The following is a 26,071-nucleotide window of genomic DNA, read 5'->3' as shown; positions in this document are numbered from 1 at the left end:
ATTCGACAAGCCAGCTCCCACAGAAAAGCAGATCTGCGCAGATATTGAAGTCTTACTCGATCAGAAATGTGGGAGCGGGCTTGCTCGCGAATGCAGTGTGTCAGTTGATAAATTAAGTGACTGATCCACCGCATTCGCGAGCAAGCCCGCCCCCACAGTTGGACCGTGGGGCATCAGCCAGATACAGGTTGGCTGGCAGGGCGCCAGCGCAGGCAAGCCAGCTCCCACATTGCACGCCAGGCGGCCCAGCCCAACGCACGCTAAAGAGGCGCACGTTACATTTGTGCACACAGATACCCCCCTCTCCAAAAAATTGGTTCAAATAGCGCCGAACCAATCACATTGGCCTCCAACGCCTCACACCGATCCGCCCATACGCCCACTGCCACACGCCCATCACCCAGCAACAGCGGACTACCCTGCCAGCGAACCAATTGCAATTGGCATCACGCTTGCAATCACCCTCCCATCGCAGATCGCGGGTTCGCCCCACCCCTGCTCCCGCTTTTTGGCCCGTCACGAGAAACCATTATGGAAAGGTTCGAGACCGAAGCATCCCCCAACAAGTCTTCGAAAATGGCGCTGGACGTGCTACGCCAAATGGTCGCCCAGCACGCCTCGACACCCCAGCGGGCACTGCCGACCGAGCGCGAACTGGCCGCCGAATTCGGTGCCAGCCGCCGGGCAATCCGGCATGCGCTAGCCGTGCTCGAAGCCGAAGGGCGTATCTGGCGTCGCCAGGGAAAAGGGACCTATGTCGGCCCGACGCCGCCGAGCGCGAGCATGACGTTTGCCAAAGTCGCCAGCCGAACCAATTTCAGCGAGGTCATGGAAGCCCGCCTGTACCTGGAGCCCGCGCTCGCCTCCCTCGCCGCCGTCCGCGCCAGCGGTGAGCAAATGGCGATCCTGCGCCGCCTGGTCGAGCGCACCAGTTTCCAGCAAGGGGTGGATGAAACCGACGCCGAATCCATCGAGCTATGGGACAGCGCCCTGCACCGCGCCATCGCCGAAGCCTCCGGCAACCGCTTGATGCTGGACCTGTTCGAAATGCTCGATGCCATTCGCCTCGATCCGGTCTGGCGTGACTTGCGGCACCGGGCGCGCAGTAACGAGCGCCTGGAAATGTACAGCCACGACCACGACGACATTGTCAGTGCCATCGAAAGCCGCGACCCGGTCAAGGCGGCAACCGCCATGCGTGGTCACCTGCGCGCCCTGCAACAGGCCCTGGAAGCCGTGATCCAGCAAGACCTTGAGGCCAGCCTATGAAACCCGACCTTCCCCCGGTGCTGAGCATCGACAACCTGACAGTGCGCTTCAAAGGCGCCCCGGCCAACGTGGTCGACGGCGTGTCATTCGCGGTGCAGGCCGGCAAGACCCTGGCCATCGTCGGCGAGTCGGGCTGTGGCAAAAGCGTCACGTCGATGGCGCTGATGGGCCTGCTGCCCGACACCGCTACGGTTCACGCCACCGCCTCAAGCCTGCTGGGCGAAGCCTTGCTGCAGATGGCCGACGAGCGCTTGCTGGACGTACGCGGCAATCGCATGGCGATGATCTTCCAGGAGCCGATGACCTCGCTAAACCCCGTGTTCACCATTGGCGAACAGATCGCCGAAAGCGTGGTGCGCCATCAAGGGCTGTCCCAGAAAGAAGCCAGGCAACGCGCGCTACAGATGCTGGAGAAAGTCCGCGTGCCCGACGCCGCGCAACGCCTGGACGCCTACCCCCATGAACTGTCAGGCGGCATGCGCCAGCGGGCGATGATCGCCATGGCTTTGGCCAACAACCCGAAACTGATCATCGCCGATGAACCTACCACCGCGCTGGACGTGACCATCCAAGCGCAAATCCTTGCGTTGGTCAGCGCCCTGCAAGCTGAAACGGGGACGTCGATGATCCTCATCACCCACGACCTGGGTGTGGTGGCCGAAGTCGCCGACGACGTGATGGTGATGTACGCCGGGCAAGTGGTGGAAAGCGGCCCGGTCAACGCCTTGTTTGATGACCCGCAGCACCCTTACACCATCGGCCTGATGGGCTCGATGCCCTCCATAGGCCCGCGCGAGGGTCGGTTGACAACCATCAACGGGCGCGTGCCGACGACCGCCGAGATGCCAGGCGGTTGCCGATTCGCCGGGCGTTGCCCCTTTGTCCTGGCCGCCTGTCGCGAAGCGCGCCCGCCGTTGCTGGAAGTATCGAGCGGGCATTTCGCGGCCTGCCTGCGCGTGCCACTGGAACAGCACTTGGGAGAGACCGCATGAAGCCACTCGAACACCCTTTCGGGCCGAGCGCAGAGCAAGCGATCCTGCAAAGCATCGCAGTCAGCAAACATTTCAGCAGTGAAACCGGGCTGTTCCAGCGCAAAAAGCCGCCGGTGCAGGCGGTCAACCAAGTGTCACTGGCGGTACGCCGGGGCGAAACCCTGGCATTGGTAGGCGAATCCGGCTCAGGCAAATCCACCCTCGGCCGCCTGCTGCGAACCTGCTTAACCCAACGGCGGGTGAGGTCATCTACGAAGGCCACAACCTCGCCAGCCTGGCACCGGAAAAGTTGCGCCAGGCGCGCCGTGATCTGCAAATCATCTTTCAAGACCCGTTCGCCTCGCTGAACCCGCGCATGAGCGTGGAATCGATCATCGGCGAGCCGATCTGGCTGCACACCGACAACAGCCGCAGCGCACGCCAGGACAAGGTCGCCGAGCTGCTGCGCACCGTCGGCCTGGCTCCCGAACATGGCCGACGTTTTCCCCACGAGTTTTCCGGCGGGCAGCGCCAGCGCATCGGCATCGCACGGGCGTTGGCCTCTGAACCACGCTTGATCCTCGGTGATGAACCGGTCTCGGCGCTGGACGTGTCGGTGCAGGCCCAAGTGGTCAATCTGCTGGAAGACCTCAAGCATCAATTTGGCTTGACCCTGGTGATCGTCGCTCACGGCCTGGCCGTGATCCGCCACATGAGCGACCGCGTGGCCGTGATGTACCTGGGGGAAATCGTCGAACTGGCACCGGTGGACGCGTTGTTCGAAACGCCACTGCACCCTTACACCCAAGCCCTGGTCGCCGCCGTGCCGGTCAGCCACCCCGGCTTGCGCCACCCGCGCCAGGTGCTGGGAGGCGACATGCCCAGCCCCAGCAAACCGCCGTCCGGCTGCCGCTTCCACACGCGCTGCCCCCACGCCAAAGCCCTGTGCCGTGACGTCAAGCCGGTGTTTGAAAGCGTCGACACCGAGCGCCAGGTCGCCTGCCATTACTGGCGCGAAATCGCCAACGCCGGTGCAGGTTCACTGACGGTTCCCACCCCCAGCGCGGCCTACACCCGCCGCCTGAGCCTGTTCAAAAGCCATCAAGCCCTATCTCTGGAGAGTCAGCCATGAAGTTCACCCACCTCATGACGGGAACGCTGTTACTGCTCGCGGCCAACGCTGCTGTTGCCGAGTCCACACTGCGCATCGGCATCCAGGATGACCCGGACGTTTTGGACCCGCATCGCTCGCGCACCTATTCAAGCCGGTTGGTCTACACCGCGTTGTGCGACAAACTGGTCGATATCAACCCGCATCTAGAATACGTCCCGCAATTGGCCACAGCGTGGAGTTGGAGTGAAGACAACAAGACCCTGACCATGACCCTGCGTGACGGCGTGACCTTCCATGACGGCGAAACCTTCGATGCCGCCGCCGTGAAGTTCAACCTCGACCGCGCCCGTACCCTGCCCGACTCACTGCGCAAGAGCGAATTGTCGTCGGTGGACAGCGTCGAGGTGATCGATGCCCGCACGGTAGCGATCAAGGTCAAGCAGCCCGATGCCACGTTGATTTCGCAACTGTCGGACCGCGCGGGGATGATGCTGGCGCCCAAAGCCTCGGCGACTGAGGTCGGCGCCAAACCGATCTGCTCAGGGCCCTACAAGTTCGTCCAGCGCGTGCAGCAGGACCGCATCGTGCTGGAGCGTTTCGACAACTATTGGAACAAGCAGGCCTACCACTTCGACAAAGTGATTTTCCTGCCCATCCCCGATACTTCGGTGCGCCTGGCCAACCTGCGCTCCGGCGACCTGCAGATGATCGAGCGCGTGGCCCCCACCGACGTGAAAACCGCCAAGGCCGACAGCAAGCTGCAAGTCTTCAACACCCCGGGCCTGGGCTATATGCAGCTGATGTACAACACAGACAATGGCGAGCGTTCCAAAACCCCAATGGGCCAGGACAAGCGCGTGCGCAAAGCCTTTGAACTGGCGATTGACCGCGACGCGATCAACCAGGTGGTGTTCGAAGGCCTGTATGCACCCGGCGCCCAGCCGTTCCCCATGAGCAGCCCGTATTACGACAAAAGCCTGCCGATCCCGGCGCGTAATGTGGAACAAAGCAAAAAGCTGCTGGCCGAGGCCGGCGTCAAACTGCCGCTGGCAGTCGAGCTGAAAGTCGCCAACAACCCCATCGCGCAGTAAGTGGGCCAAATCATCCAGGCGATGGCCGACGAGGCCGGGTTCAAGGTCAATCTGGTCGCCACTGAGTACGCCACGCTGCTCAGCGAACAACAGTCGGGCAACTTCCAGGTCGGCATGAGCGCCTGGTCGGGCCGGCCGGACCCGGACGGTGATATCTATCAGTTCGTCGCCTGCAAGGGCGGCCAGAACGACGGCCACTTCTGTGACCCGAAACTCGACGCATTGCTCGACAAGGCCCGCACGGTCAACGACCAGGCGCAGCGCCAAACGCTGTACTTCGAAGCGCTGCGCCTGATCGCCGATGACGTGCCCACCAGCTACCTGTATTTCGACCCGCGAATCATCGCCATGCGCGCCGACATCAGTGGTTTCGTGCCGAACCCGGACGGCCTGATCCGTCTGGAAAACGTCGTCATCAAGTGATGCGTTTGCACACCCCGATACTCTTTGAGGGTTCGTCATGCTGATCTATATCGTCAGGCGCCTGCTCAGCGCCATCCCCACGCTGGTTCTGGTCTCGCTGTTCGTGTTCACCCTGCAAAAACTGCTGCCGGGGGATCCGGTGCTCGCCATGGCCGGTGAAGAGCGTGACCCGGCGGTGATGGAGTACCTGCGGGAAAAATATCGCCTCAACGACCCGCTGCCGCTGCAATACATTCATTGGGTCGGCAACGTGCTGCAAGGTGACTTCGGTACCTCGCTGCGCACCGAACAGCCGGTGACCACGCTGGTGGCCTCCAAGCTGCCGGTGACGATTGAGCTATCGGTGCTGGCGCTGGTCATCGCGCTGCTGATCGGCATCCCCGCCGGGGTAATTTCTGCGGTGCGCAAAGGCACCGCCGTGGACTATGGGGCCAATATCGTCGCATTGTCCGGGATCTCGATTCCGCACTTCTGGCTGGGGCTTTTGCTGATCATGATCTTCGCAGTGAAGCTGCAATGGCTGCCGGCGTCGGGCTTTGTGCCGCTGAGTGAAGACGTGCTGCAAAACCTGAAAACCCTGATCCTGCCGGCGTTCGTGCTCGGCGCCGGGTTGTCCGGCGTGCTGATGCGCCATACCCGCAGCGCCATGCTCGAAGTGCTGCGCGCCGACTATGTGCGCACCGCCCGGGCCAAAGGGTTGTTCCCGCGCACGGTGATTCTCAAGCACGCCCTGCGCAATGCGCTGATGCCCATCGTCACCCTCACCACGCTGTTGTTTGGCGAGTTGCTGGGCGGTGCGGTACTGACCGAGCAGGTCTTCAGCATTCCCGGCTTCGGCAAGATGATCGTCGATGCCGTGTTCAACCGCGACTACGCCGTGGTGCAAGGCGTGGTGCTGTGCGTCGCCATCGGCTTCCTGCTGTTGAACCTGCTGGCCGACGTGCTCTATCGCCTGATCAACCCACGCTTGAGGACGGCTTGATGACCGCTATCGTTTCAGCTGCTGCGCCCATCAGTGACCGCGTATTGAAACCACGCACTCGTTCGCCGTTTGTGCACAAATTCCTCGCCAACAAGGGCGCAGTGATCGGCGCGACGGTGCTGCTGGTGTTCATCGCCGCCGCCCTGCTCGCCCCGTGGATTGCGCCGTATGACCCGCTCAAAGCCAACTTCCTCGCGGTGCGCAAGGCGCCGTCGATGCTGTATTGGCTGGGCACCGACGAACTCGGCCGCGACCTGTTCTCGCGCTTGCTGTGGGGCGCGCGCAGCTCGCTGGTGGCGGGCGGTGTCTCGGTGGCAATCGCCATGGCCATCGGCGTGCCGCTGGGGCTGATCGCCGGCTACTTCGGCGGCAAGCTGGACGCGATGATTTCCCGGGTTGTGGACGCGTTGCTGTCCTGTCCGTTCCTGGTGTTGGCCATCGCCCTGGGCGCCTTTCTCGGCCCAAGCCTGACCAACGCGATGATTGCCATCGGGCTCTCGGCGATGCCGATTTTTTCGCGCCTGACACGCGGCCAGGTGTTGGCCATCCGTCACGAGGATTACCTGGAAGGTGCCCGTGCCATTGGCCTGCCGGACCGCTGGATCATCCTGCGCTATGTACTGCCCAACGTAATGTCGCCGCTGGTGGTGCAGGCCACGCTGACCATCGCGTCGGCCATCCTCGCCGAAGCCAGCTTGTCGTTCCTCGGCCTGGGCCAGCAACCTCCCTCGCCGTCCTGGGGTTCGATGCTCAATACCGCCAAAAATTTTATGGAGCAGGCGCCCTGGATGTCGATCGCACCCGGTGTGGCGATCTACATCACCGTCCTGTGTTTCAACCTGTTGGGGGACGGTTTACGTGACGCCCTGGACCCCAAACATTAACCACTGCCCAAAGAGAGCCACGCATGTTTGATGATCTGGATTACAGCCAACCCTACCCGTCCGCACGCTCGCCCGTGATGGGCAACAACATGGTCGCCTGCTCCCAGCCACTGGCTGCGCAGGCCGGGCTGGAAATGCTGCGCAAGGGCGGCAACGCGGTCGACGCCGCCATCGCCGCCGCCATGGTGCTGACGGTGGTCGAGCCCACCGGGTGCGGCATCGGCAGCGATGCGTTTGCCATTGTCTGGGACGGCAAACAGCTGCAGGGTCTGAATGCTTCGGGCCGCTCGCCCCAAGGCTGGACGGCTGAGCATTTTGCGGGCGAGGCACAAATGCCCCAGCGTGGCTGGGGCTCGGTGACGGTGCCGGGGGCGGTGTCGGCCTGGGTCGCGCTGTCCGAGCGCTACGGCAAATTACCCTTTGCCACACTGGCTGAACCGGCGATCAGCCATGCGCACACCGGTTATCAGGTCACACCCATCATTGCCGAGTTGTGGCGCCTGGGCGCCGAGAAATTGAAGGATCAACCGGGTTTCGCCGAGTGTTTTTTGCCCGGAGGCAAAGCGCCCACTGCCGGTGAAAAAATCCGGCTGAAGGATCACGCAAAAACCCTCAAAAGCATCGCCGACACCAAGGGCGAGTCGTTCTACCGCGGCGAGCTGGCGCACGCCATCATCGACCACGCACAGGCCAACGGCAGCGTGATGAGCCTGGATGACCTGGCCAATCACCGCGTCGACTGGACCGAAACCCTCTCGGTGCCCTACGCCGGTGCCGTCGTCCATGAACTGCCGCCCAACGGCCAAGGCATCGCCACACTGGCGGGGCTGACGATGCTTGAAGCACTCGGTGTCGGTGAACATCCGGTCGACAGCCCCGAGACGCTGCACCCGGTGCTGGAAGCGATGAAGCTGGCGCTGGCCGATCTTCAGCATTACGTCACAGACAGCGACCATATGCGCCTCGATCCCCAGCGCTTGCTCGACCCTGCGTACTTGCGCGAACGTGCCGCGCAGGTCAATGAGCACGCCGCTGATCCAGGCCACGGCTCACCCAAGGCCGGCGGCACCGTGTGTTTATCGGCGGCCGACGAAAACGGCATGATGGTGTCGTTCATCCAGTCCAACTACATGGGCTTCGGCTCGGGCGTGGTGGTGCCGGGCACCGGTATCAGCCTGCAAAACCGTGGGGCGGCGTTTACCCTGGACCCCGAACATGTGAACGCAGTCGCACCGCGCAAGCGCCCCTTTCACACCATTATTCCGGGTTTTGTGATGAATGCCGACGGTACGCCGTTGATGGCATTCGGCTTGATGGGTGGCCCGATGCAGGCGCAAGGGCATTTGCAGATGATGATGCGCATCCTGCGCTACAAGCAGAACCCGCAGGCCGCCGCCAATGCGCCGCGCTGGCGGATAGAGGCCGGGTTGCAGGTCGCGGTGGAGCGCGCATTCGATCAACAGGTGGCACAGGCACTGCGTGCCAAAGGCCACGCCATCGACTTTGAAGACCCCAATGGCGTGTTCGCCTTTGGCGGCGCGCAGATTATCCAGCGCACCCGGCATGGTTATGTGGGGGGCACAGACCCGCGTAAAGATGGGTTGATTGCTGCCTACTGATCCACCTCTCAGGCCTGAACCCTGTCGATCAACAGGGTTCAGGTCACGCTCGTTCTTTTACTTTCCCCCATCGCAGAAAATTCCTCTCCTCCCCGCCTCCTCGTCTGGCATTCAACCGTTGAAGGCCGCCGTATGGTGGCTGCGTTTTAGGAAAGTTCCCACAACCAGGTCACTTGACCCTTGGTGCGTGGGCCAGCAAACTATACGCAGGCTACGTACAGAACATGGATGCTCTATTTATTGAACTGCCGGCCTTCGAGCGGCATCGCAAGGACTACTTGAGCGACGAGCTTTTCCAAGGTTTTCAACAGGAGTTGATGAAAAACCCGGAAGCAGGCGATGTGATTGAAGGAACAGGCGGCCTACGAAAGGTTCGTTTCGTCGATGAACGACGCAACAAAGGCAAGCGCGGTGGCCTGCGGGTCATTTATTACTGGTGGTCGGGCGGCACGCAATTCTGGTTGTTCACCCTGTACGGCAAACACGAACAGGACGACCTGGCACCCCACCACAAAAAAGCGCTTAAACAGATGCTGGACAAGGAAATCAAAGCGAGAACACATCATGAAACGTGAAATTTTTTCCGAACTGGTCGAAGGCTTCGACGCCCTGGCAGACGAACGCCAAGGCAAAATCACCCTGCGTACCCACAAGGTTCACCTCAACAAACTGGAACCGCTCACCGCCGAAGAAGTGGTTGCGGTGCGCCAGCAACTCAACCTCTCCCGGTCGGTGTTCGCCATGTACCTGCGCACCAATACGCGCACCCTGGAAAACTGGGAGCAAGGCCGGGCCAAGCCCAATGCGCAGGCCGTCACCTTGATCCGTCTGGTGGCGCGGTTCCCGGAGACCGTTGCGCAACTGGCAGCCTTGAACTGAAAACCAACGCCCGAGTTGTGAATGGGCTTTCTGTGGTGAGCGGGCTTCCCACAGGAAGCCCACACACCACAACAAGTCACTCAGTGCGAAAAACCCGGCAAGTTCGGGATTTTTTCATGGGGCATCATCGTCCGCCGAGCATTTCGGCAAAGGTCGCCCCATCGGGCAACCCTTCCCCCACCAGGATCGACGGCGCCACACGCGGCGAGCCTTCGGTCCAGAACAACGAATGCCCGACGAGCCCCCGCGCATCAAGCTGAGCACTCAATTGCGGCATGCCGTCGCCGATACGCTCGGGGTCAGGCAAATCAAGCCAGCGCGCAGGGGCGGCAAGGCCGGCCGAGTAACTCGGCGGGGTCCAACATCCGGGCAATGGCAGCGCCAACAGCGCTTCGTCGAACGCCTCCAGGGAAAAACCTTCACTCAGCGCCGACAACGCCAGCCGTTCCAACTGGCCGTACCAAAGCACATCGCGCTCCAGCCGCGCCAGCAACGGTACATCCTCCCCCGCAGTGGCGAGAGTCAGCGGAAAGTAACGCCCCACCCGATCCAGGCTGGGGATCATCACCCCCGCCCAACCCTGCTCGCCGCACACACCTGCGGCCAACGCAAAACGCCAGACCGGGCTACACAAATAGACCTCCAGCCATTGCTCACCCAGGCGCTCACGACTGCACTGCAAGCCTGCCTGCAACCATTCATCCCATGGCCCCAAAAACGTCGACGGCAAACGCCGGCTGACAAAATCCCCATGGCTGATCACCTTGCCGAAAAATCCATTCATGGCGGGTCCTTAAAAGCTGCTGGGGCAATGGAAAGAGTCTGAACCATCACGGCGGAACGGGTTGATCACACTGCTCGCGCGCAACAGGTAGACCACCCGGTGGCCCTCCACATTGAAGGTCAGTTGCAACTGTTCGCCCTGAGGGCTGACCGAGGCCTTGTCCATCATCCGCAACCAGCCCCAGGGGCCATCGCTGCGCAACGGGCTGACCAGCGCCGGCGTGGCGTCCAAGCGCACCAGGCCGCCAGATTTTCCGCTGGGCAGGGAGATACCCGTAAAGTCCGCCACGCTACCGGCGTCGTACACCACCGGCTGGCCGTCGATGTCCAGGGTGACCTTGGTCAGCGCCGGGTCGGCACTCAGGGTCTTCAGGTCAAAGCGCATCGACGGCTGGCGCGCGCCGGCCACGAAGAACATGTCCCGCAACTTGGCGCCACGCTGGAACTGGTTGAGCACATCCTGGGAAATATTCAGCGGCGTCACCCCCGTAGAACGCCAACGCCATTGGTTGCCGCTCATGTCGACATAGGGCGCGAGGTTTTTGCTGAAAAAGTCGTCCATCAAACCGCCCGGGCCGAAGAACTTGCCGAAGTCATCGGCAGTGGCATCGCGGCCGGAACTGCGCACCAACGGATAACGCCCGTCAATCGCAACCCGGCAGAACGGCGCGCCGGTGGCTTCCCACAGTGCATTCAAGCGGGCTTTTTCGTTGCCCAGGGTCAGTGTGCTGCCGCCCGATTCCACATCACGCAGCAGCGACGACAGCGGCGCCGGTTGTACATCACCAGAGCGCTTCAAGCGCCCCAGCACTTCATTGGACGGTGCCGGTGCGGCGCTGCGACGGGCCGCATCGGCGCTGTCGAAAAACTGCCCGGCATCCTTCAAGGACGCCAGGACTTCATCCAGCGGTTGCGGCCCGGTGCCGGTGCCCACCAAGCGATGCAGCGCGGCGAAATGCTGGTCGACCGGGTTGGCCGAGGCATCCGCCACCGGGGCCGGGCTGTCGCCGCCCAGCGCCGATTGCAGTTTCTGGGTGGCGGCGGCGATCTTGTCGCGTACGCGCTGGTCGGTGTCTTTACTGGTGGCCGAGGTCAGGGCGCCGTCCAGCGTGGTTTCTTTCGAGACGGCCTGCAGCAAGGCGCGCAGCGGCGAGTCGGCAGCCGCCAGCGCATTGGTCACCTGGGCCGCCTGCCCCAGGCTGGTCAATGGCGACAGGTGCACATCCGCCAGAAAGGTGTCCCATTGGCGGATATAGTCGGCGTAATACAACTCCAGCACCGCCGCCTGCATCGCCGGGTTGCCACCGGCAATCTGTGCCGACTCCTGGCGGTCCAGCACCCAGCTGTCCTTGGCCATGTCGGCCACGGCCTGCGGGGTCTTGTCGGTCAACTCACGGTAACCGGCGATGCGGTACAAGCCGCTGACCCCACGGGACAACGGCTCACCACTGGCACGGGTAAACAACGACGACACGTCCCGCCCCACCGCGCTGTTGACGCTCAACTCCGGCAGATGTTGCTGATCCACCTGGCGCTTGACCCGGTTATAGATACGCTGAGACAGCGGCATGCTCGCCAGCGCCAGGCGCACCTTGGCGATCAACGCGCTGTCCAGTTGCACCGGTTCGGCTTCGTCGTCGGCTTCCAGCAGCGCCGCAACGTGGTCCGACAGTTGCTGCAACTGCGCCGGCGTGGCCTGAGGCAGTTCGCGGCGCCAATCCACATCGACCCAGGCCTGCACCGAGGCGGCGTCGAAGTACTGCCGCTCGCCGAGCATCAGGTAAGCGCGCAAGGTCTCGTAGAGGAACTCCTGATTGCTCGCATCACCACGGCGCAGGGCGTTTTCCATGTTCGCGACGATGTGCGGCAACAGCGTACTGCGCAGCAGACGGCGATACAGGGTCACCGCGCCGGCCCCCAGCTTGTTGCCCTGATACAGGCCCATGCGGCTGAGCAGCGGCACGCTGTTGTCGGCGTCGCTATAGCCGCTGGGCAAGGCGCGCGCAGCGTTGAGCAGCGGCAATGTCACCAGCACGTCACCGTCAGCCGGCAGTGCCTTGGCGAGTTGCGCGACATTGGTCGCAGCGGCTGATGCATCGGCGATCAATTGCAGGTTGCGGTTGTAGCTGATGGTCATCGCCGCCAGCAACAGCACGAACACCGCCGCCGCCGTGATCCGCCCGGCCCGCCCCAGCAAACGCCGACGCCGCTCTTCCTGATGATTGACCCCAGCCAGCCCGGCCTCCTTGAAAATCACCTCACGCAGTAACCGCGTGATGAAGTAGCTGCGCCCGCTGGCCACATTCGGCGCCAGCACCTTGCGGCCCAGGCCGAACGACGCCGCCAGCGAGGTCAGCACCCGATCAATCGGGCTGCCTTCCTGGGTGCCACTGGTGAAATACACCCCGCGCAGCAAGGCCGGTTCCTGATAACGGTTGGCTTCGAACACGGTATTGAGGAACCGCGTCAGGCCGTCACCCAGGCTGGCGAATTGCTGCGGGAAGCTGTAGAGCAAGGCACGACGTGACAGGTCGCGCTCTTGCTGCAGGCGCTCCAGCACACGACGTTGCAGCTGGCGTTCGAGCGCATCGAACTCGCCGGGGAACGACGCAAGGCCGGTATCCGCTTGCGGTGGCTGTGCCAGCGGGAACGTCACGCCCCACACCTGCGCGCGCTCATCGCGGCCAAAGTTCTCAAAAAACTCCGAAAACCCCGCGAGTAAATCGCACTTGGTGATGATCACGTACACCGGAAAACGCAGGCCCAGGCGTTCATACAACTCGTTGATGCGCGCGCGAATGGCCACGGCCTGAGCCTGGCGCTGGGCTTCGGTCTGTTGCAACAAATCGCTGACGCTCAATGCGACGATCACACCGTTGACCGGGCGTTGGCGGCGGTACTTTTTCAGCAGGTCGAGAAAACCGCCCCAGGCGGCGCGGTCCACTTCGGTGTAGCTGTCCTGGGTGGTGTAACGCCCGGCGGTGTCGAGCAATACCGCCTCGTCGGTAAACCACCAATCGCAATGCCGCGTGCCACCCACGCCGCCGATGGCGCCGCTGCCCATGGCTTCGCGCAGGGGGAACTGCAGGCCGGAATGGGTCAATGCGGTGGTCTTGCCGCTGCCCGGCGCACCGACAAACATGTACCACGGCAGTTGATACAGGTACTGCCCACTCATCTTCCAGCCGGGGTTGGCCTTGCGCAGCACGGCCATGGCCGAGCGCATGCGCTCGCCCAGCTCGGCGACTTCGGCCTGGGTTTCACGCACGCCGGGCGCCACCACGGGCGCCTCGGCCACCCCGGCCATCAAGCCACGGTTGGCCCGCCAGGCACGCCACAGGCGCCAGGCAAAATAACCCACCCAGATCAGCACAAACAGCGCGATCAACCCCCAGCGCCGCGACTCCGGCGCCAGCGGCTCGCTGCCATTGAACGCCAGCAACGGGCCTTCGTACCACACCAGCAACGACAGCAGCGCCACGCCGATCAGTGACAGCAACCACGGCTTGAGCAGCCACAGAATAAAGCGCTCCACCGGGGACCATAACAATGAGAAAAACGAAGAAAAGTTCATGGTTATTGCGCCTGGGAAGGGATCAACACGGTGATATCGACGCGACGGTTACGTGCGCGATTGGCCGCTGAATCGTTGGGCACCAGCGGCTCGGTTTCGCCACGGCCCTCGCTGCGGTAGCGCTCGACGGGCCCGGCACGCTGTGCCAGCAACCGCGCCACGGTCTTGGCCCGCGCCTGGGACAGGTCGAAGTTGGAACCCAATCGCGAGGTTGCCGACGGCCGCACGTTATCGGTATGCCCAACCACCACCACATCCCCCGGCACCGTGGCCAAGGCATCGCCGATGCGCGCGAGCAAGCCGTCAAAGTTGCTCGACACCTCGGCACTGCCGGACGCAAACACACCGTCGCCGCGCAACGTAATCACCGAGCGGTCTGCACTGTCTTTGACCACCACCAGGCCCTGGGCCACTTCGGGCGCAAGGAAGCCCGACAAGCGTACCGGCGCCGGTTCCGCCGGCACCGCGACCTTGAGCGGCGAGGCCACGCGGATCGACCCCAACTGCGCGAACACCGGGTCGGATGCGCGGTTGAGCAACCAGCTGTAAGTCAACTGCACACTCAGCAGCAACACCGCAGCCACCGACGCCAGCACCCACAACGGCACACGGCGCAGCATCGATGCCTGCGGGGCCTCGGCACCGCGCCAGCGTGGCGACAGGTCCTGCTCCTGGTTGCCGCGCTGTTGGTTGATCAATTGCAGCAAGCGCTCACGCAGCAGGCCCAACTGATCGAGGCCACGATCCAGCACGCGATAACGCCCTTCCAGCCCCAGCGCCATACACAGGTACATCAATTCCAAGACGTCGATGTGGGTGCGCAGGTCCTGGCTCAGACGCTGCAAAATCATGAAGAATTTCTCGCCGCCCCACGCTTCGTTGTGGAACGTCACCAACAGGCTGCGGCTGCCCCAAACGCCTGCACCCCACGGCGTGCTGGCGATGGTTTCGTCCACCAGCGTGCACAACGCGTAGCGCGCAGCGGCGACGGTTTCCACGTCGACCTGGCTGGCGCGGGCCTGGGCTTCGAAGGCCTGCACCGCCTGAATCAAACGCTGGCGCAGGCTTTCCATATCCGGCATCGCGGTGAGGGTGCGCAGTGGTACCACGAGGTCGAGCAACGGGTTGGCGGCGCGCACCAGCGGGTTGAGGCCCTTGCCGTGCAGCACCAGGGCGGCGCGCTGCACATCAGCGGCAGGCGCACTCGCAGGCGCGGCCCGGCGCCCACCGGGCGTGGGGATCAGCAAGGTGCGGTCAGGGTCCTGGCCGCCATCAAAAGTGTCGTTCACGTCAGTCACCTTGCCTTAGTTCCGAATGGCCCAGAACTGCATTTCCAGCCCCGGGAACACCCCGGCGATATGCATGGCAAAGCCGGCCGACTGGCTGAGCAATTGCCAATATTCGCTGCTGCGATCGAGTTCGAAATAGGTAAAGCCGGCATGGAACGGCAACTGCCGCGGCGCCACCGGCAATGGGCGCAGGCCGATGCCCGGCAGTTGCAGGTTGACCAGGTCGCGGATCTTCTCCACCGAGCCGATCTTCACTTGCGGCGGGAAGCCGTTGCGCACGCTTTCGGCGGACATTTGTGCCTGTACCGCGAGGATGAAGGTGGCCGAACGCAGCAGTTCCTGGTCGGGCAACACCGCCACGCGAATCCCGTATTGGCGCTCCTCCAGCGGAATGGCGATGGCGCGCACATCCATCACCGCCGACAGCGCGCGGCGCAGGTCGAGCATCACCGGGGCGAAAGTTTCCGCCAGGGCGGCATGGCGGTACACCGGGTAGCTGGCGGCGCGTTTGTCGTCGCGGGTAAAGGTCGCCAGCTCACCGGCGAGCGACGCGAGGTCACGGTACAACTGCTCGGGGTGCAGGCCGGTCATCGCCGACAAATGCCGTACCAGCGGCAGGCTGCGGTTGAGCAACTGCAACAACAGGAAGTCGGCAATTTCCGCCGCTCCACTGCCGTCGGGGCGGGTCAGACGCGAAGCCAGGGCCTCGACCCGTTGCTGCACCAGGCCGAGCAGTTCATCGTTGAAGGCGCGCAGGCGCTCGGCGGCGCGGATATCCAGGCACGGCGGGCAGTATTCGCGGTCGAGCACCACGCTTTTGTCCGCGAGTTTTTCCACCACGTGGGCGATGCCCAGCACGCTGTGGGTGTCGGCCACATCCCCCTCAAAGGCCAGGCGCAGGCGCAGTTTGCCGATGCTCATCAGCGCGCTGCTGTCCAGGCCATTGCTGTCCCAGGCCTCGTATTCACTGCTGCGGTGGCGGGCGAAGTTTTCAAAGCTGGGGTTGTCGTCAACCTCGGACACGCCCGGGCGCAGGCTCGGTAAAGCCAGCACCACTTTAAGGTCGCGGGCGTCGTCGGGGATCTCCAGCGGCAGCGGCATTTCATCATCAAACGGCAGGCCCACCGGCGTGCCATCGGGCAAGATGCCGCTGTACGACAGCAACGACAACTTGCCCATCGCCAACTGCTGCGGGTCGATTTCCAATTTGGAAAAACCCCAGCCGTAGGCACGCAAGGGGGCGACGCGCGCTTGCAGCTGGGTTTGCAAAAACCGGTCATGTTGTTGCAGGTGCTGAGGCTGCAACAGCATGCCTTCGGACCAGACTACCTTGTTATTCCAGGACATAAATTCTTCTCTCAAACTGAGCAGACAGTTGTGGCAAGAGGCTTTCTGTGGCGAGGGAGCTTGCTCCCGCTGGGCTGCGCAGCAGCCCCTTACTGCCTCATCCGCGCCACCTGCTCCTCATAAGCCTTGGAAAACAGCTCCCCGAACAACCGCTGCAAATCCTCATCGGCATCGCGCGCCAGGTCTTCGTAGCGCTCCACCAGGCGGTCCCACAAACGCGCCTTGCGCCGTGCCGGCATCCACTTGTCGAGCGCGCCGTGGGTGGTGCGACGCTGCTCCACACGCGCCGGGTCGAAGCGCTGCACCACCGCGCCCAAAGCCGCGCGCATGCCGGCGATCACTGCCAGTTCGTGGGCCTTGAGGTCATCAAAGGAGGCGTTCATGGCCTTGACCGGGCGCATATAGGCCGGTGAATCGCCGTTGAGCATCTGGGTCAGCGCGCTGTCGGCGTCGGGGAAGAACTTGAGCGGGTTGTTGGAATAGGCGCCGATCATGGTCATGTCGATGTGGCTTTCGCGCTTGGTCAACGCGCGGGCCATGAGTACATCCATGGTGCCGCCGGTGGCGGCGCGGAGCATCTCACCGACCAATTGGGCGAGTTCGGTGGGGGTGCGGGAGGTGTGCAGTTCGGGGAGGCCCAGGCCTGAAAGCAGGGCCTTCAACACTGCGTCATCACTGTTGGGCACGGTCGGTGTGGGAGCGGGCTTGCCCGCGATGGCCTCAGGGACAATGATTGTTTCTGGAATTACTTCAATCTCAGAGACCGTCATCGCGGGCAAGTCGAATCGTCGCACCGCCGCTCCCACAGTTAGTTCCGGGATAACTGCGGGTTGGGTGGATAGCCCATGGAGCGGGTCGTAGTCATCCGGAATCACCTGCGGCTCGGCCTGCCAGATCGGCGGGTTGAATGCCTGCATCTGCGGCGCCACATGGTCGCTCTCGGTGCCACGAAATACCGGCGTCAGCGCCGGGTTCAAACCCAGCGGGTCGGACAGCGGCATGGCGCCGTCAAACAGCGAGTGGCCTTCCAGAATGCGCGCACCCGCCAGGTCGTCGTGCAGTACTACCGGCACCACCACTTCGGGGTCGCGCAACAGCGGCTGCGGTATTTCCAGCGGCGGCAATTCGGCGGCTACCGGCGGCGGGGGCGGCACGAACAGCGGCGGTAGAATTCGCGTCGCCAGGGCGTCATCTTCGAGCTCCGGCACGTGCGGCTGTTCCAGGCGCACTTCGAGTGCATAGTCGCCGATCACCAGGCGATCGCCCTCCTCCAGCGCACGCTCGCGGCCATTACCCAGCGGGCGTTCGTTGACCAGGCTGGGGTTGCTGCCGGTGTCGGTGATGAAAAACTGCTCACCGCGCAACTCGACACGCGCATGCACACGCGAGATGTATTTGCCCGGATCGTCCAGGGTCAGGTCATTGTCCGGCCCGCGGCCAATGGAACCGCCGACCTCGGTAAAGCGGCAGATCACGTCGCCGGGCATCGGTTGGTCGCGGTAGCTTTTAACCAGCAGGATCAGGTTCATAGCGGGCTCCAGAAAAGGTTACTTGCCATCGTCGGCGTCCTTTGGCGGCAGCGGCGTGCCGGCAGGTCCGGTGGCGGCCGTCAGGGCCAGGGCTTGCGCTGCCGAGGCCGCTTCGGGCAATGGCAGCGGGATGATCGAGGCGACGATCATGGCCGGGGTCAGGGTGAGAAACGTCGAGCCGACTTTCAGGGTGATGGTCGCTCCGGCCTCGATCACCACGTTCATGCCGCCCTTGATGTAGGTGTCCATGCCGGCGGTGATGCCGGTCTTCATGCCACCGTTGATGATCATGTTGGCGCCCGCCGCCATCGACACGTCACCGGTGGCTTTCTCGTTGCGGTGGCCGCCCACCGAGGAATGCCGGTCACCGCCGACTTTCTCGCGCAGGTCTTTGTCGACCTTGGAGTGGCGGTCGCCACCCACCCAATCCAAAGAATCCTTGAGCACGCGTTGGTCGAGGTTTTTCTGGGCGTGCAGGAACACCTGCTCCGAGCCCTTTTTGTCCTCGAAACGCAGTTCGTTGTAGCCACCACCGCCCTTGGACGAATTGCTTTTGATGGTCGAGCGCGTGGCATTTTCCGGCAGCGAATACGGCGGCATGGTGTCGGCGTTGTAGACGCTGCCGGTCACCAGCGGCTGGTCGGGGTCACCTTCGAGAAAACTAACCACCACTTCCTGGCCGATGCGCGGCGTGTACAGCGCGCCCCAGCGCTTGCCGGCCCAGCTTTGGGCCACGCGAATCCAGCACGAGCTGTTTTCGTCGCGCTTGCCTTCGCGGTCCCAGTGGAACTGCACCTTGATGCGCCCGTACTTGTCGGTCCAGATTTCCTCGCCCTGCTTGCCCACCACCATGGCGGTCTGCGGGCCTTGCATCAGCGGTTTGCGCGACACGCACGGCGCGCGGAATTGCTGCTGGCGCGACAGTGCGACGAACTCGCAACTCAGTACCGGCGCAGGCTCGGCCGGTGGCGTCGGCTCGTAGGTGTCGGACGACAACGCGTAACGCGCTTCCAGCAACAGGAACTGCGCGTTCTGCTCGCTGCGCGGGTGTTCGGTCAAGGTCAGCAAAGCCCCCGGAAACAGGCCGCGCGCTCGGGTGGCACCGGTGACCCGCTGGGTGCCGGTGTGCAGGGATTCAATCAAGGTGCGCGCGTAGTTTTCACCGCTTTTGCGCTCGGTGTACTTGCCCGGATAGTCGTAGCGTTCATGCCGCGATTGCGGGTAGCTGCCAGCCAGGGTGGACTTGGCCAGCAGGTTGGCGGTGGGTTTTTCGAAGTCGAAATCCTGCAGGGTGTAGCCGCCCGGCTCCACATCACCGCCCATGCGCCAGTCGTAGATCACTTCACTTTCGCGCATGGCGTGGTCTTCGGCGGGCATGAAGCGCACCTGGGCATAACCCGGCGCCGGCGAATGCGCGCCGTAGGAGTCGGCCAGCACCAGGGTGTGGCGCCCGGCGGCGCTTTTGAAGTAGTAGTAGATGCCCTCCTGTTCCATCAGGCGGCTGACGAAATTGAAATCGCTCTCGCGGTACTGCACGCAGTAGGTCAATGGCTTGTAGCTGCCGCTCAGGCCCGAGGTGTCGACATCGGCGATGCTGTAGGGCGCAAACACCTGCTTGAGGATGTCGGGCACGCTCAGTTCCTGGAAGATCCGGCAGTCGCTGGCCAGGGTCAAAAACCACAGCCATGGCCGCAATACCGCCTTGTAGGTTGAGTACCGCCCCTGCCGCGTGCTGAACGAAAAGTGGCTGACATGCCCGCTGAAATAGCGGCTGCCGCCCTTGGGCAGGTCTACGGCCACGGTCATCTGGGTGGCCAGCAGGTCGTCGATATTCAGGTCGGCGCGCTCGCTATACAACTCCAGGTGGTATTCGCTGAGCTGCGACAGGCCCTCGGTGGCCTGCATGCGCCGAAACAGCAGCACATCGGTGCCGAGCACGCTGGTTACTTGTATTTCGCGGTGCTGTTGAAGAGTCGCCATCGTTGGTGTTCTACCTGCAAGGCAAATGGAAAATGCTGTCCAGGCCGTCCGAGCTACGCGCGATCAGTCCGCTCACCTGGACAGAACAGTCAGGCGAGCGGATTTATTCCACAGAAGGGTTCAGCGACCTCGTGATGTGACGGCTTCAGGGCGCCTCGAACCCATAGGTAAATTCGCCGCCCTCGACGCCCACCTGCACCTGGGTCGCCGGCGTGCCCAGCAGCAGGCGGTTGAGAAATTCGGTACTGATCGCCGGCAGCATCGAGTTGGTCAGGATCGCGTCGATCATCCGCCCGCCGCTTTCCAGTTCCGTGCAACGGCTGGCGATCAACTGCACCACCTCGTCGCTGTAGGTGAACGGAATCTTGTGGCCGTCGGCGATGCGTTTCTCGATGCGCCCCAGTTGCAGCCGGATGATGCTGCCGAGCATGGCGTCGCTGAGCGGGTAATACGGGATCACCACCAGACGGCCGAGCAAGGCCGGCGGGAACACTTCCAGCAGCGGCTCGCGCAGGGCCTTGGCAATGTCGTCCGGCGCGGGCATGGTCTTCGGGTCGCGGCACAGGCGGCTGATCAGCTGGGTACCGGCGTTGGTGGTGAGCAGGATCAAGGTGTTCTTGAAGTCGATGATCCGGCCTTCGCCGTCCTCCATCCAGCCTTTGTCGAACACCTGGAAGAACAGCTCGTGCACATCCGGGTGGGCTTTCTCTACTTCATCCAGCAGCACCACGCTGTAAGGCTTGCGCCGCACCGCTTCGGTCAGCACGCCGCCCTCGCCATAGCCCACGTAGCCGGGTGGCGCGCCCTTCAAAGTGGAAACGGTGTGGGCTTCCTGGTATTCGCTCATATTGATGGTGATCACGTTCTGCTCGCCGCCATACAGCGACTCGGCCAGCGCCAGCGCGGTCTCGGTCTTACCCACGCCGGAGGTGCCCGCGAGCATGAACACGCCCACCGGCTTGCCCGGGTTGTCGAGGCCGGCGCGGGAGGTCTGGATGCGCCGCGCGATCATCTCCAGCGCGTGGCTCTGGCCAATGATGCGTTGGCCCAGGCGGTCAGCCAGGCGCAGCACGTTTTCGATTTCATTCTTGACCATGCGGCCCACCGGAATGCCGGTCCAGTCCTGCACCACCGAGGCCACGGCCTGTTCATCGACGCTGATCAATACCAGTGGATGCTCGCCCTGTTGCGCGACGAGCTCGTCCTGCAATTGGCGCAGTTCGACCAGCCCGGCCTCGCGGTCGCTGGAGTCCGCCAGTTGGCTGCGCAAACGCTGGATCTGCTCCACCAGCGCCAGTTCGTTGTCCCAGCGCCCCTCCACGTCGTCCAGGCGCTCACGTTCGGTGGCCAGCAAGGCCTCGACCGATACGCGGCGGCTGGCGGTTTCCACACCGATGGCCGTTTCGCGCTCGATGATTGCCAGCTCGGTTTCCAGGGCCTCGATGCGCCGACGGCTGTCGTCCACTTCGGCAGGCGTGGCGTGCAGGCTGATGGCAACACGCGCGCAGGCGGTGTCGATCAGGCTGACCGCCTTGTCCGGCAACTGGCGCGCCGGGATGTAGCGATTCGACAAGCGCACCGCCGCTTCCAGCGCGGAATCAAGGATGTGCACCTGATGGTGGTTCTGCATGGTTTCGGCAATGCCGCGCAGCATCAGCAAGGCGCGCGCTTCGTCGGGTTCGTCAACCTGCACGGTCTGGAAGCGCCGGGTCAGCGCCGGGTCTTTTTCAATGTGTTTTTTGTATTCGGCAAAGGTAGTCGCACCTACGGTGCGCAAGGTGCCACGGGCCAGCGCCGGTTTGAGCAGGTTGGCCGCATCGCCGGTACCCGCTGCACCGCCCGCGCCGACCAGGGTGTGGGTTTCGTCGATAAACAACACGATGGGTTTGACGCTGGCCTGCACTTCATCAATCACCGAACGCAGGCGCTGTTCGAACTCGCCCTTCATGCTGGCCCCGGCTTGCAACAGGCCCACATCAAGCGCGAGCAATTGAACGTCTTTGAGGCTCGGCGGCACGTCGCCACGGGCAATACGCTGGGCGAAACCTTCGACCACGGCGGTTTTGCCGACGCCGGCCTCACCCACCAGGATCGGGTTGTTCTGGCGGCGGCGCATCAGGATGTCGATGACCTGACGGATCTCTTCATCACGGCCCACGATGGGGTCCATCTTGCTGTTGCGCGCCTGTTCGGTGAGGTCGACGGTGAAGCGCTTCAAGGCTTCCTGCTTGCCCATCGCCGCCGGCGCCAGGGCGCCAGCCTCCTCACCCGGCACCTGGAAGCCATCGCTGGCGGTCATTTGCGCTTCCGGGGAATCCTTGAGCAGCGCGCCGAACTGTTCGCTCAGGTCATCGATGCCGACCTTATTGAACTCGCGGGACACGCCATACAAACCATTGCGCAGGCTCGGGGTTTTCAGCAGCGCCAACAGCAAATGGCCGGAACGCACTTGGGATTCACCGAGCATCAGGGTGGCATAGACCCAGGCGCGTTCGACGGCTTCTTCCACTTGCGAAGACAGGTCGGTGACCGACGTCGAGCCGCGCGGCAGACGGTCGAGCGCAGCGGTCAGGTCGCGGGCCAGTACCGCCGGGTCGATGCCGTAATGACGGATCAGCCGCAGCAGGTCCGAATCCGTCAGTTGCAGGATCTGCTGCAACCAGTGCACCAGCTCCACATAGGGGTTGCCGCGCATCTTGCAGAACACGGTACTGCTTTCGATGGCCCGGTAGCACAGGCTATTGAGTTTGCCGAAAAGCGCGACGCGACTGATGTCAGCCATGGGCAGGTCCTTGAGAAGAGATGCGAGGGTTGATCAGCAATTGCCGATCATCGTGTTTAGGGGTTTTGCTGCTCAGCCAACTGGTCCAGCCCAAGGGCGCGGAACCCAGGCGCAGGCCGGGCAATTGTTCTTTTTTGACGATCAGGTTGACGTCCCAGTCCATCGCCAGGCCGACGTACTGGCGCACCCAGTCCTGCACGCGTTGCAGGCTGTCGCCACCGGGCAACAGGCGCCGGGTTTGTTCGAGGTCGAGGGGGCCGATCAGCAGGCGGAATTTATGCTGGGTGTTCCAGATTTTCTTGCCCATCACGGTGGTCTGGCCGAGCACGGCGGCGTCGGGGCCGCTGCGCAGGGCGCACAAGCCGTCAGCGGGCAACGCCATCCAGTGGCCGACAAACTGCTCAACCTTGACCGGCACGCCGAGGTAGTCGGTGAGCAACGCCGCCAGACCTTCGGCATTGCGCGTCTGTGGCCCGAGGCGCCCGGCAAAGTGCAGCTTGGCCACATCCGGCACGGCGTTGCGGCTGAGCAACGACGACTGACCGATGCCGATCAATGAACCCAGGTATTGGGCGAAACGGTCCGCCCCCGGCCGGTCCAGGCTCACCGCCGGCTGGGCACTGGCCCAGGCGCGGTAGAACAGGCTGATCATGCGGTGGTGGAACACGTCGCAGAACGCCGCCAGGGTCGGGTCATTCAGGTTGCGCTGGCGGTCGCGGATGTATTCGGTGAGGTGAATCGGCAACGGGCCGTTGGCGCCCATCAGGCCAAAGAAATTCAGTAGCAGCTTGGGTGTTACCCCAGGCTTGAGCGCGGCAATCATCGCCGGTTCAAACGCCAGTGACGGTTGCTGGCCAAATCGCACGGCCTCATCGGCCGGGCGTGCGGCCTGGCCGATGCGTGGCAGTTGCGGGAAAGCGCACTCCAGCTGGCGCAACGCACCATAGAAGTCGAAGCGCCCCGGGTGCGCTTCAAGCTCGCCCAGCAGGGTCAGAGGATCTCGCATCTGCCCACCCGCGCCGGCCATTGCATGATCACGCCGCGTGCCATGCTTTTGATCACCGTTTCGGTGAAGGAATTGAGCGACACGTACTTGGCAAAAAACTGCTCCAGTACCGAGCCCAGCACGAATACCCCGGCGCCTTCAAAGGCTGACTCATCCAGGGTCACACTGATTTGCAGGCCGCGCCCGTAGGTGATCGGCCCCGGCAGCGGCAGGCGCCGCACGATGCTCTCGGCGGTGACGGAACGCAGGCCTTCAATCTGTTTATGCGCAGCCTCGTCGTCGATGCGGCAATACAGGCGCAGCAGGTCACGCAAGGCGGTAGCGCCCTGCTCCTGGTCCTGATCCAGCAACGACAGATAGTTGAGGGACAAATGGCTGACCAAACGCCACGCCGTCTCGCCCTCGGCAAACGATGGCGCCGGCACGGTAGGCCCGGCCACGCAGCGCACCGACTGCACCGGCGCGCCGGACTCGACCGTAAAATCGGTGCGGCCGCTGCCTACCGGCATGCTCAGTACCAGGTCGCGGTTGCTGCATAGGGTGTCGATGCCCAGTTGGCGCAAGTCGCTGCGGTGCGGGGCTTCCTGGGCGTCCACCAGCGACAGGAACAACTCGCTGCCAATGTAGCTGGAACGCGGGCCCTGGCGCCGCTGTTGTTCGGAGAGCACCCGCGCATCGCGGCGCACCTGATAAAAGGCTTTGGGCGGCGTGCGCGCGTGCAGGTCATTGGCGCGGTAAAACGACTCAAAGGTCTGGCTGGCCTCGGCACCGCTGCCGTAGCCGGTAACGCCTTCAATCTGATAGATCTCGTAATCCATCGGCCGCGTGCGGTCAGGGATCACGTGGTACTCCGATTGCTGGTCCGACAGGTGCACACGCTCGGTGCGCATCGGGAACAGGTTGATCGCGGGCGTGCAGTAGAGCCCGAAGTTGGCCGCGCTGAGGCTTTGTTCCAGCACCGGATCAAGCTTCTTGAACAGCACGATCACGTCCAGTTGCTCGGCGGCGCAGCGGCTCACGCTGTTCGCCAGCCCCGCGATTTCGGCGAACAGGAAGCGCTGGGGCATGGCGAAATATTCCTGCAGCAACCGGTAGCCCTGGAACGAGCGCGGGCCGCTGGGCAGCAGGGCTTCGCTGTCGCTGTAACCCAGACTGCGGATGGCGCTTTTGGGCAGGAACTGGTGCCAGTCCACATGTTCCTGCACCGGCATCACCAACACACCCGCCGCCTGGGCCAGCAGTTGTTCGAGGATGCGCGAAGGCATGGCTTCGCCGCCGCGAATATGCAGCGGCAAATTATCGAGTGTCAGGTCACTGAAGGTCAGCCCGGCACCGACGCGCAAGCGCAGCCGCAGCGCCGCCTTCACGGCGCCCAGACGTGACAGGTCGACACCCGCCACTTGCGCGCCACAGGCAAAATAGCGCGCCTCGACCAGCTCAACCGGCCACAGGGTCACGTCATGGGCGGTGCGGAATTCGCAGGCCGTCTGGTCGCCCTTGCCGAGCTGGCTGTGCAGTGCGGTGTCGCGGGCCACTTTGAAACCGGCAGCCAGGCTGCCTTCGCTCATGTCCGGCTGCAATTGCACCACGGCCATCGAGGGCGTGGGCGCCAGGTATTGCGGGTATACCAGTTCCAGCAGATGGTTGGTAAAACGCGGGAATTCGGCGTCGATTTTCAGCTGCACCCGCGCCGCCAGAAAGCTGAAGCCCTCCAGCAGCCGCTCCACATAGGGGTCGGCGCAGGCGTAGGTTTCCAGCCCCAGGCGACCGGCGACCTTGGGGTAGTCGCGGGCGAACTCACCGCCGACTTCGCGCAGGTGGGCCAGTTCACGTTCGTAATAGCGCAGCAGTTTGGCGTTCACCGCACGTCCCTTGTCTCGATATCGAAGACCCTCGCCTCGCCTGCTTCCAGGTCGAGTTCGGTCTTCAGGTACAGGCGCTCGGGCAACGGTTGGCCCCAGAGTTCGCCATGAATTTCAAAAGCCATCTGATTAGGGCTGGCGGCATTGCTGGCGGGTGCCACCGGCACCACCCGCACGCTGTCACGTAAAATCCGCGGCTCGAAATCCCAGATCGCCTGGCGGATGCGCCGCGCAAGCTCTTCCCGGTCCAAACCGGCGGCGGTCTTGCCGGCAAGGTCCGGCAAGCCAAAATTGATGACCGATTGCCCGGCCAGAGGATGAGCACTGAGGTCGCGAAAGCTGCCCAGGCTGGTGCTGTTGAGCAGCCAGCCCAAGTCACGCAACACCGCCTTGCGCAGGCCACGCATCGACAACACACGTTTGTCGCGGGGTTCCACGGCATGTTCGGTGTCGTCGTCGCTCAGGCGATCGAGCAGCGAGGGTTGCAAGCGTTCGCGACTGGTGAGCTCAGCCATAAAATCAGTACTCCATCATGTTGCTGCGAGCGGGCTTTCTGTGGTGATCGGGGCTGTTGTGGCGAGCGGGCTTGTCCCGCGTTGGGGCGCGAAGCGGCCCCAATAAGGCCACCGCGCACTTGCAGACAGATCGCGGCATAGGTTTTGAGGGCTGCTGCGCAGCCCAACGCGG

The 26,071-nt window shown here is 63.4% G+C and carries 17 protein-coding genes and 2 pseudogenes; 9 read left to right on the top strand and 10 right to left on the bottom strand.

All coding sequences use genetic code 11. The features are described 5' to 3' along the window. The first annotated feature begins 531 nt into the window (after nucleotides 1-531). The 9 genes and pseudogenes from AB4P94_RS18665 (at nucleotide 532) to AB4P94_RS18625 (ending at nucleotide 9,232) form a co-directional block, all read left to right on the top strand. Nucleotides 532-1,269: a FadR/GntR family transcriptional regulator gene (locus AB4P94_RS18665; protein WP_395606830.1), complete on the top strand. Its 738-nt coding sequence runs from the start codon at nucleotides 532-534 to the stop codon at nucleotides 1,267-1,269. Continuing rightward, nucleotides 1,266-2,261, top strand: coding sequence for an ABC transporter ATP-binding protein (locus tag AB4P94_RS18660; protein WP_395606829.1), 996 nt, complete (start codon nucleotides 1,266-1,268; stop codon nucleotides 2,259-2,261). Before AB4P94_RS18665 ends, AB4P94_RS18660 begins: the two co-directional genes overlap by 4 nt. After that, a pseudogene (locus tag AB4P94_RS18655) lies at nucleotides 2,258-3,372 on the top strand (ABC transporter ATP-binding protein). Before AB4P94_RS18660 ends, AB4P94_RS18655 begins: the two are co-directional and overlap by 4 nt. Then, nucleotides 3,369-4,868 (top strand): annotated as a pseudogene (locus AB4P94_RS18650) (ABC transporter substrate-binding protein). Before AB4P94_RS18655 ends, AB4P94_RS18650 begins: the two co-directional pseudogenes overlap by 4 nt. 37 nt (nucleotides 4,869-4,905) lie before the next feature. After that, nucleotides 4,906-5,850, top strand: coding sequence for an ABC transporter permease (locus AB4P94_RS18645; protein WP_016974040.1), 945 nt, complete (start codon nucleotides 4,906-4,908; stop codon nucleotides 5,848-5,850). Continuing rightward, nucleotides 5,850-6,734: an ABC transporter permease gene (locus AB4P94_RS18640; RefSeq protein ID WP_395606828.1), complete on the top strand. Its 885-nt coding sequence runs from the start codon at nucleotides 5,850-5,852 to the stop codon at nucleotides 6,732-6,734. Before AB4P94_RS18645 ends, AB4P94_RS18640 begins: the two co-directional genes overlap by 1 nt. A 23-nt stretch (nucleotides 6,735-6,757) precedes the next feature. Beyond that, on the top strand, nucleotides 6,758-8,353 hold the full coding sequence (locus AB4P94_RS18635) for a gamma-glutamyltransferase family protein (protein WP_395606827.1): 1,596 nt from the start codon (nucleotides 6,758-6,760) through the stop codon (nucleotides 8,351-8,353). 224 nt (nucleotides 8,354-8,577) lie between these two features. Continuing rightward, nucleotides 8,578-8,928 (top strand): toxin, encoded by a 351-nt coding sequence (locus AB4P94_RS18630; RefSeq protein WP_395606826.1) that lies wholly within the window; start codon nucleotides 8,578-8,580, stop codon nucleotides 8,926-8,928. Beyond that, on the top strand, nucleotides 8,918-9,232 hold the full coding sequence (locus tag AB4P94_RS18625; protein WP_178918806.1) for a DNA-binding transcriptional regulator: 315 nt from the start codon (nucleotides 8,918-8,920) through the stop codon (nucleotides 9,230-9,232). Before AB4P94_RS18630 ends, AB4P94_RS18625 begins: the two co-directional genes overlap by 11 nt. A gap of 124 nt (nucleotides 9,233-9,356) precedes the next feature. Here AB4P94_RS18625 and tagF read toward each other — a convergent pair whose 3' ends face one another. From tagF to tssE, 10 genes are all read right to left on the bottom strand, one after another. Continuing rightward, the gene (gene tagF / locus AB4P94_RS18620; RefSeq protein ID WP_395606825.1) at nucleotides 9,357-10,016 is read right to left on the bottom strand and encodes a type VI secretion system-associated protein TagF; all 660 of its coding nucleotides are present in this window, start codon (nucleotides 10,014-10,016) and stop codon (nucleotides 9,357-9,359) included. 9 nt (nucleotides 10,017-10,025) lie between these two features. After that, nucleotides 10,026-13,589: a type VI secretion system membrane subunit TssM gene (gene tssM / locus AB4P94_RS18615; protein WP_395606824.1), complete on the bottom strand. Its 3,564-nt coding sequence runs from the start codon at nucleotides 13,587-13,589 to the stop codon at nucleotides 10,026-10,028. A 2-nt stretch (nucleotides 13,590-13,591) separates the two neighbouring features. Further along, entirely contained in the window at nucleotides 13,592-14,878 is a 1,287-nt protein-coding gene (icmH, locus tag AB4P94_RS18610) for a type IVB secretion system protein IcmH/DotU (protein WP_395606823.1), read from the bottom strand. 15 nt (nucleotides 14,879-14,893) lie between these two features. Then, a complete protein-coding gene (gene tssK, locus AB4P94_RS18605) occupies nucleotides 14,894-16,225 on the bottom strand; it encodes a type VI secretion system baseplate subunit TssK (protein ID WP_395606822.1) in 1,332 nt (443 codons plus the stop codon). Between the two features lie 89 nt (nucleotides 16,226-16,314). After that, nucleotides 16,315-17,754, bottom strand: coding sequence for a type VI secretion system-associated FHA domain protein TagH (gene tagH, locus AB4P94_RS18600; RefSeq protein WP_395606821.1), 1,440 nt, complete (start codon nucleotides 17,752-17,754; stop codon nucleotides 16,315-16,317). Nucleotides 17,755-17,772: 18 nt separating this feature from the next. Next, nucleotides 17,773-19,734, bottom strand: a complete 1,962-nt coding sequence (locus tag AB4P94_RS18595; protein WP_395606820.1) for a type VI secretion system Vgr family protein — start codon at nucleotides 19,732-19,734, stop codon at nucleotides 17,773-17,775. Nucleotides 19,735-19,879: 145 nt separating this feature from the next. Further along, nucleotides 19,880-22,516, bottom strand: coding sequence for a type VI secretion system ATPase TssH (gene tssH / locus AB4P94_RS18590; RefSeq protein WP_395606819.1), 2,637 nt, complete (start codon nucleotides 22,514-22,516; stop codon nucleotides 19,880-19,882). Next, complete coding sequence (gene tssG / locus AB4P94_RS18585; protein ID WP_395606818.1) at nucleotides 22,509-23,522, bottom strand: type VI secretion system baseplate subunit TssG; 1,014 nt, start codon at nucleotides 23,520-23,522, stop codon at nucleotides 22,509-22,511. The genes tssH and tssG overlap by 8 nt, the downstream gene beginning before the upstream one ends. Further along, a complete protein-coding gene (gene tssF, locus AB4P94_RS18580) occupies nucleotides 23,507-25,384 on the bottom strand; it encodes a type VI secretion system baseplate subunit TssF (protein WP_395606817.1) in 1,878 nt (625 codons plus the stop codon). Before tssF ends, tssG begins: the two co-directional genes overlap by 16 nt. Continuing rightward, the gene (tssE, locus tag AB4P94_RS18575) at nucleotides 25,381-25,899 is read right to left on the bottom strand and encodes a type VI secretion system baseplate subunit TssE (protein WP_395606816.1); all 519 of its coding nucleotides are present in this window, start codon (nucleotides 25,897-25,899) and stop codon (nucleotides 25,381-25,383) included. Before tssE ends, tssF begins: the two co-directional genes overlap by 4 nt. Nucleotides 25,900-26,071 lie beyond the last annotated feature (172 nt).

The sequence above is a fragment of the Pseudomonas sp. B22129 genome, from assembly GCF_044218875.1.
Classification (GTDB): Bacteria; Pseudomonadota; Gammaproteobacteria; order Pseudomonadales; family Pseudomonadaceae; genus Aquipseudomonas.
Note: the sequence above shows the minus strand (reverse complement) of the source record. Positions and strands in the feature narration are given on the sequence as shown.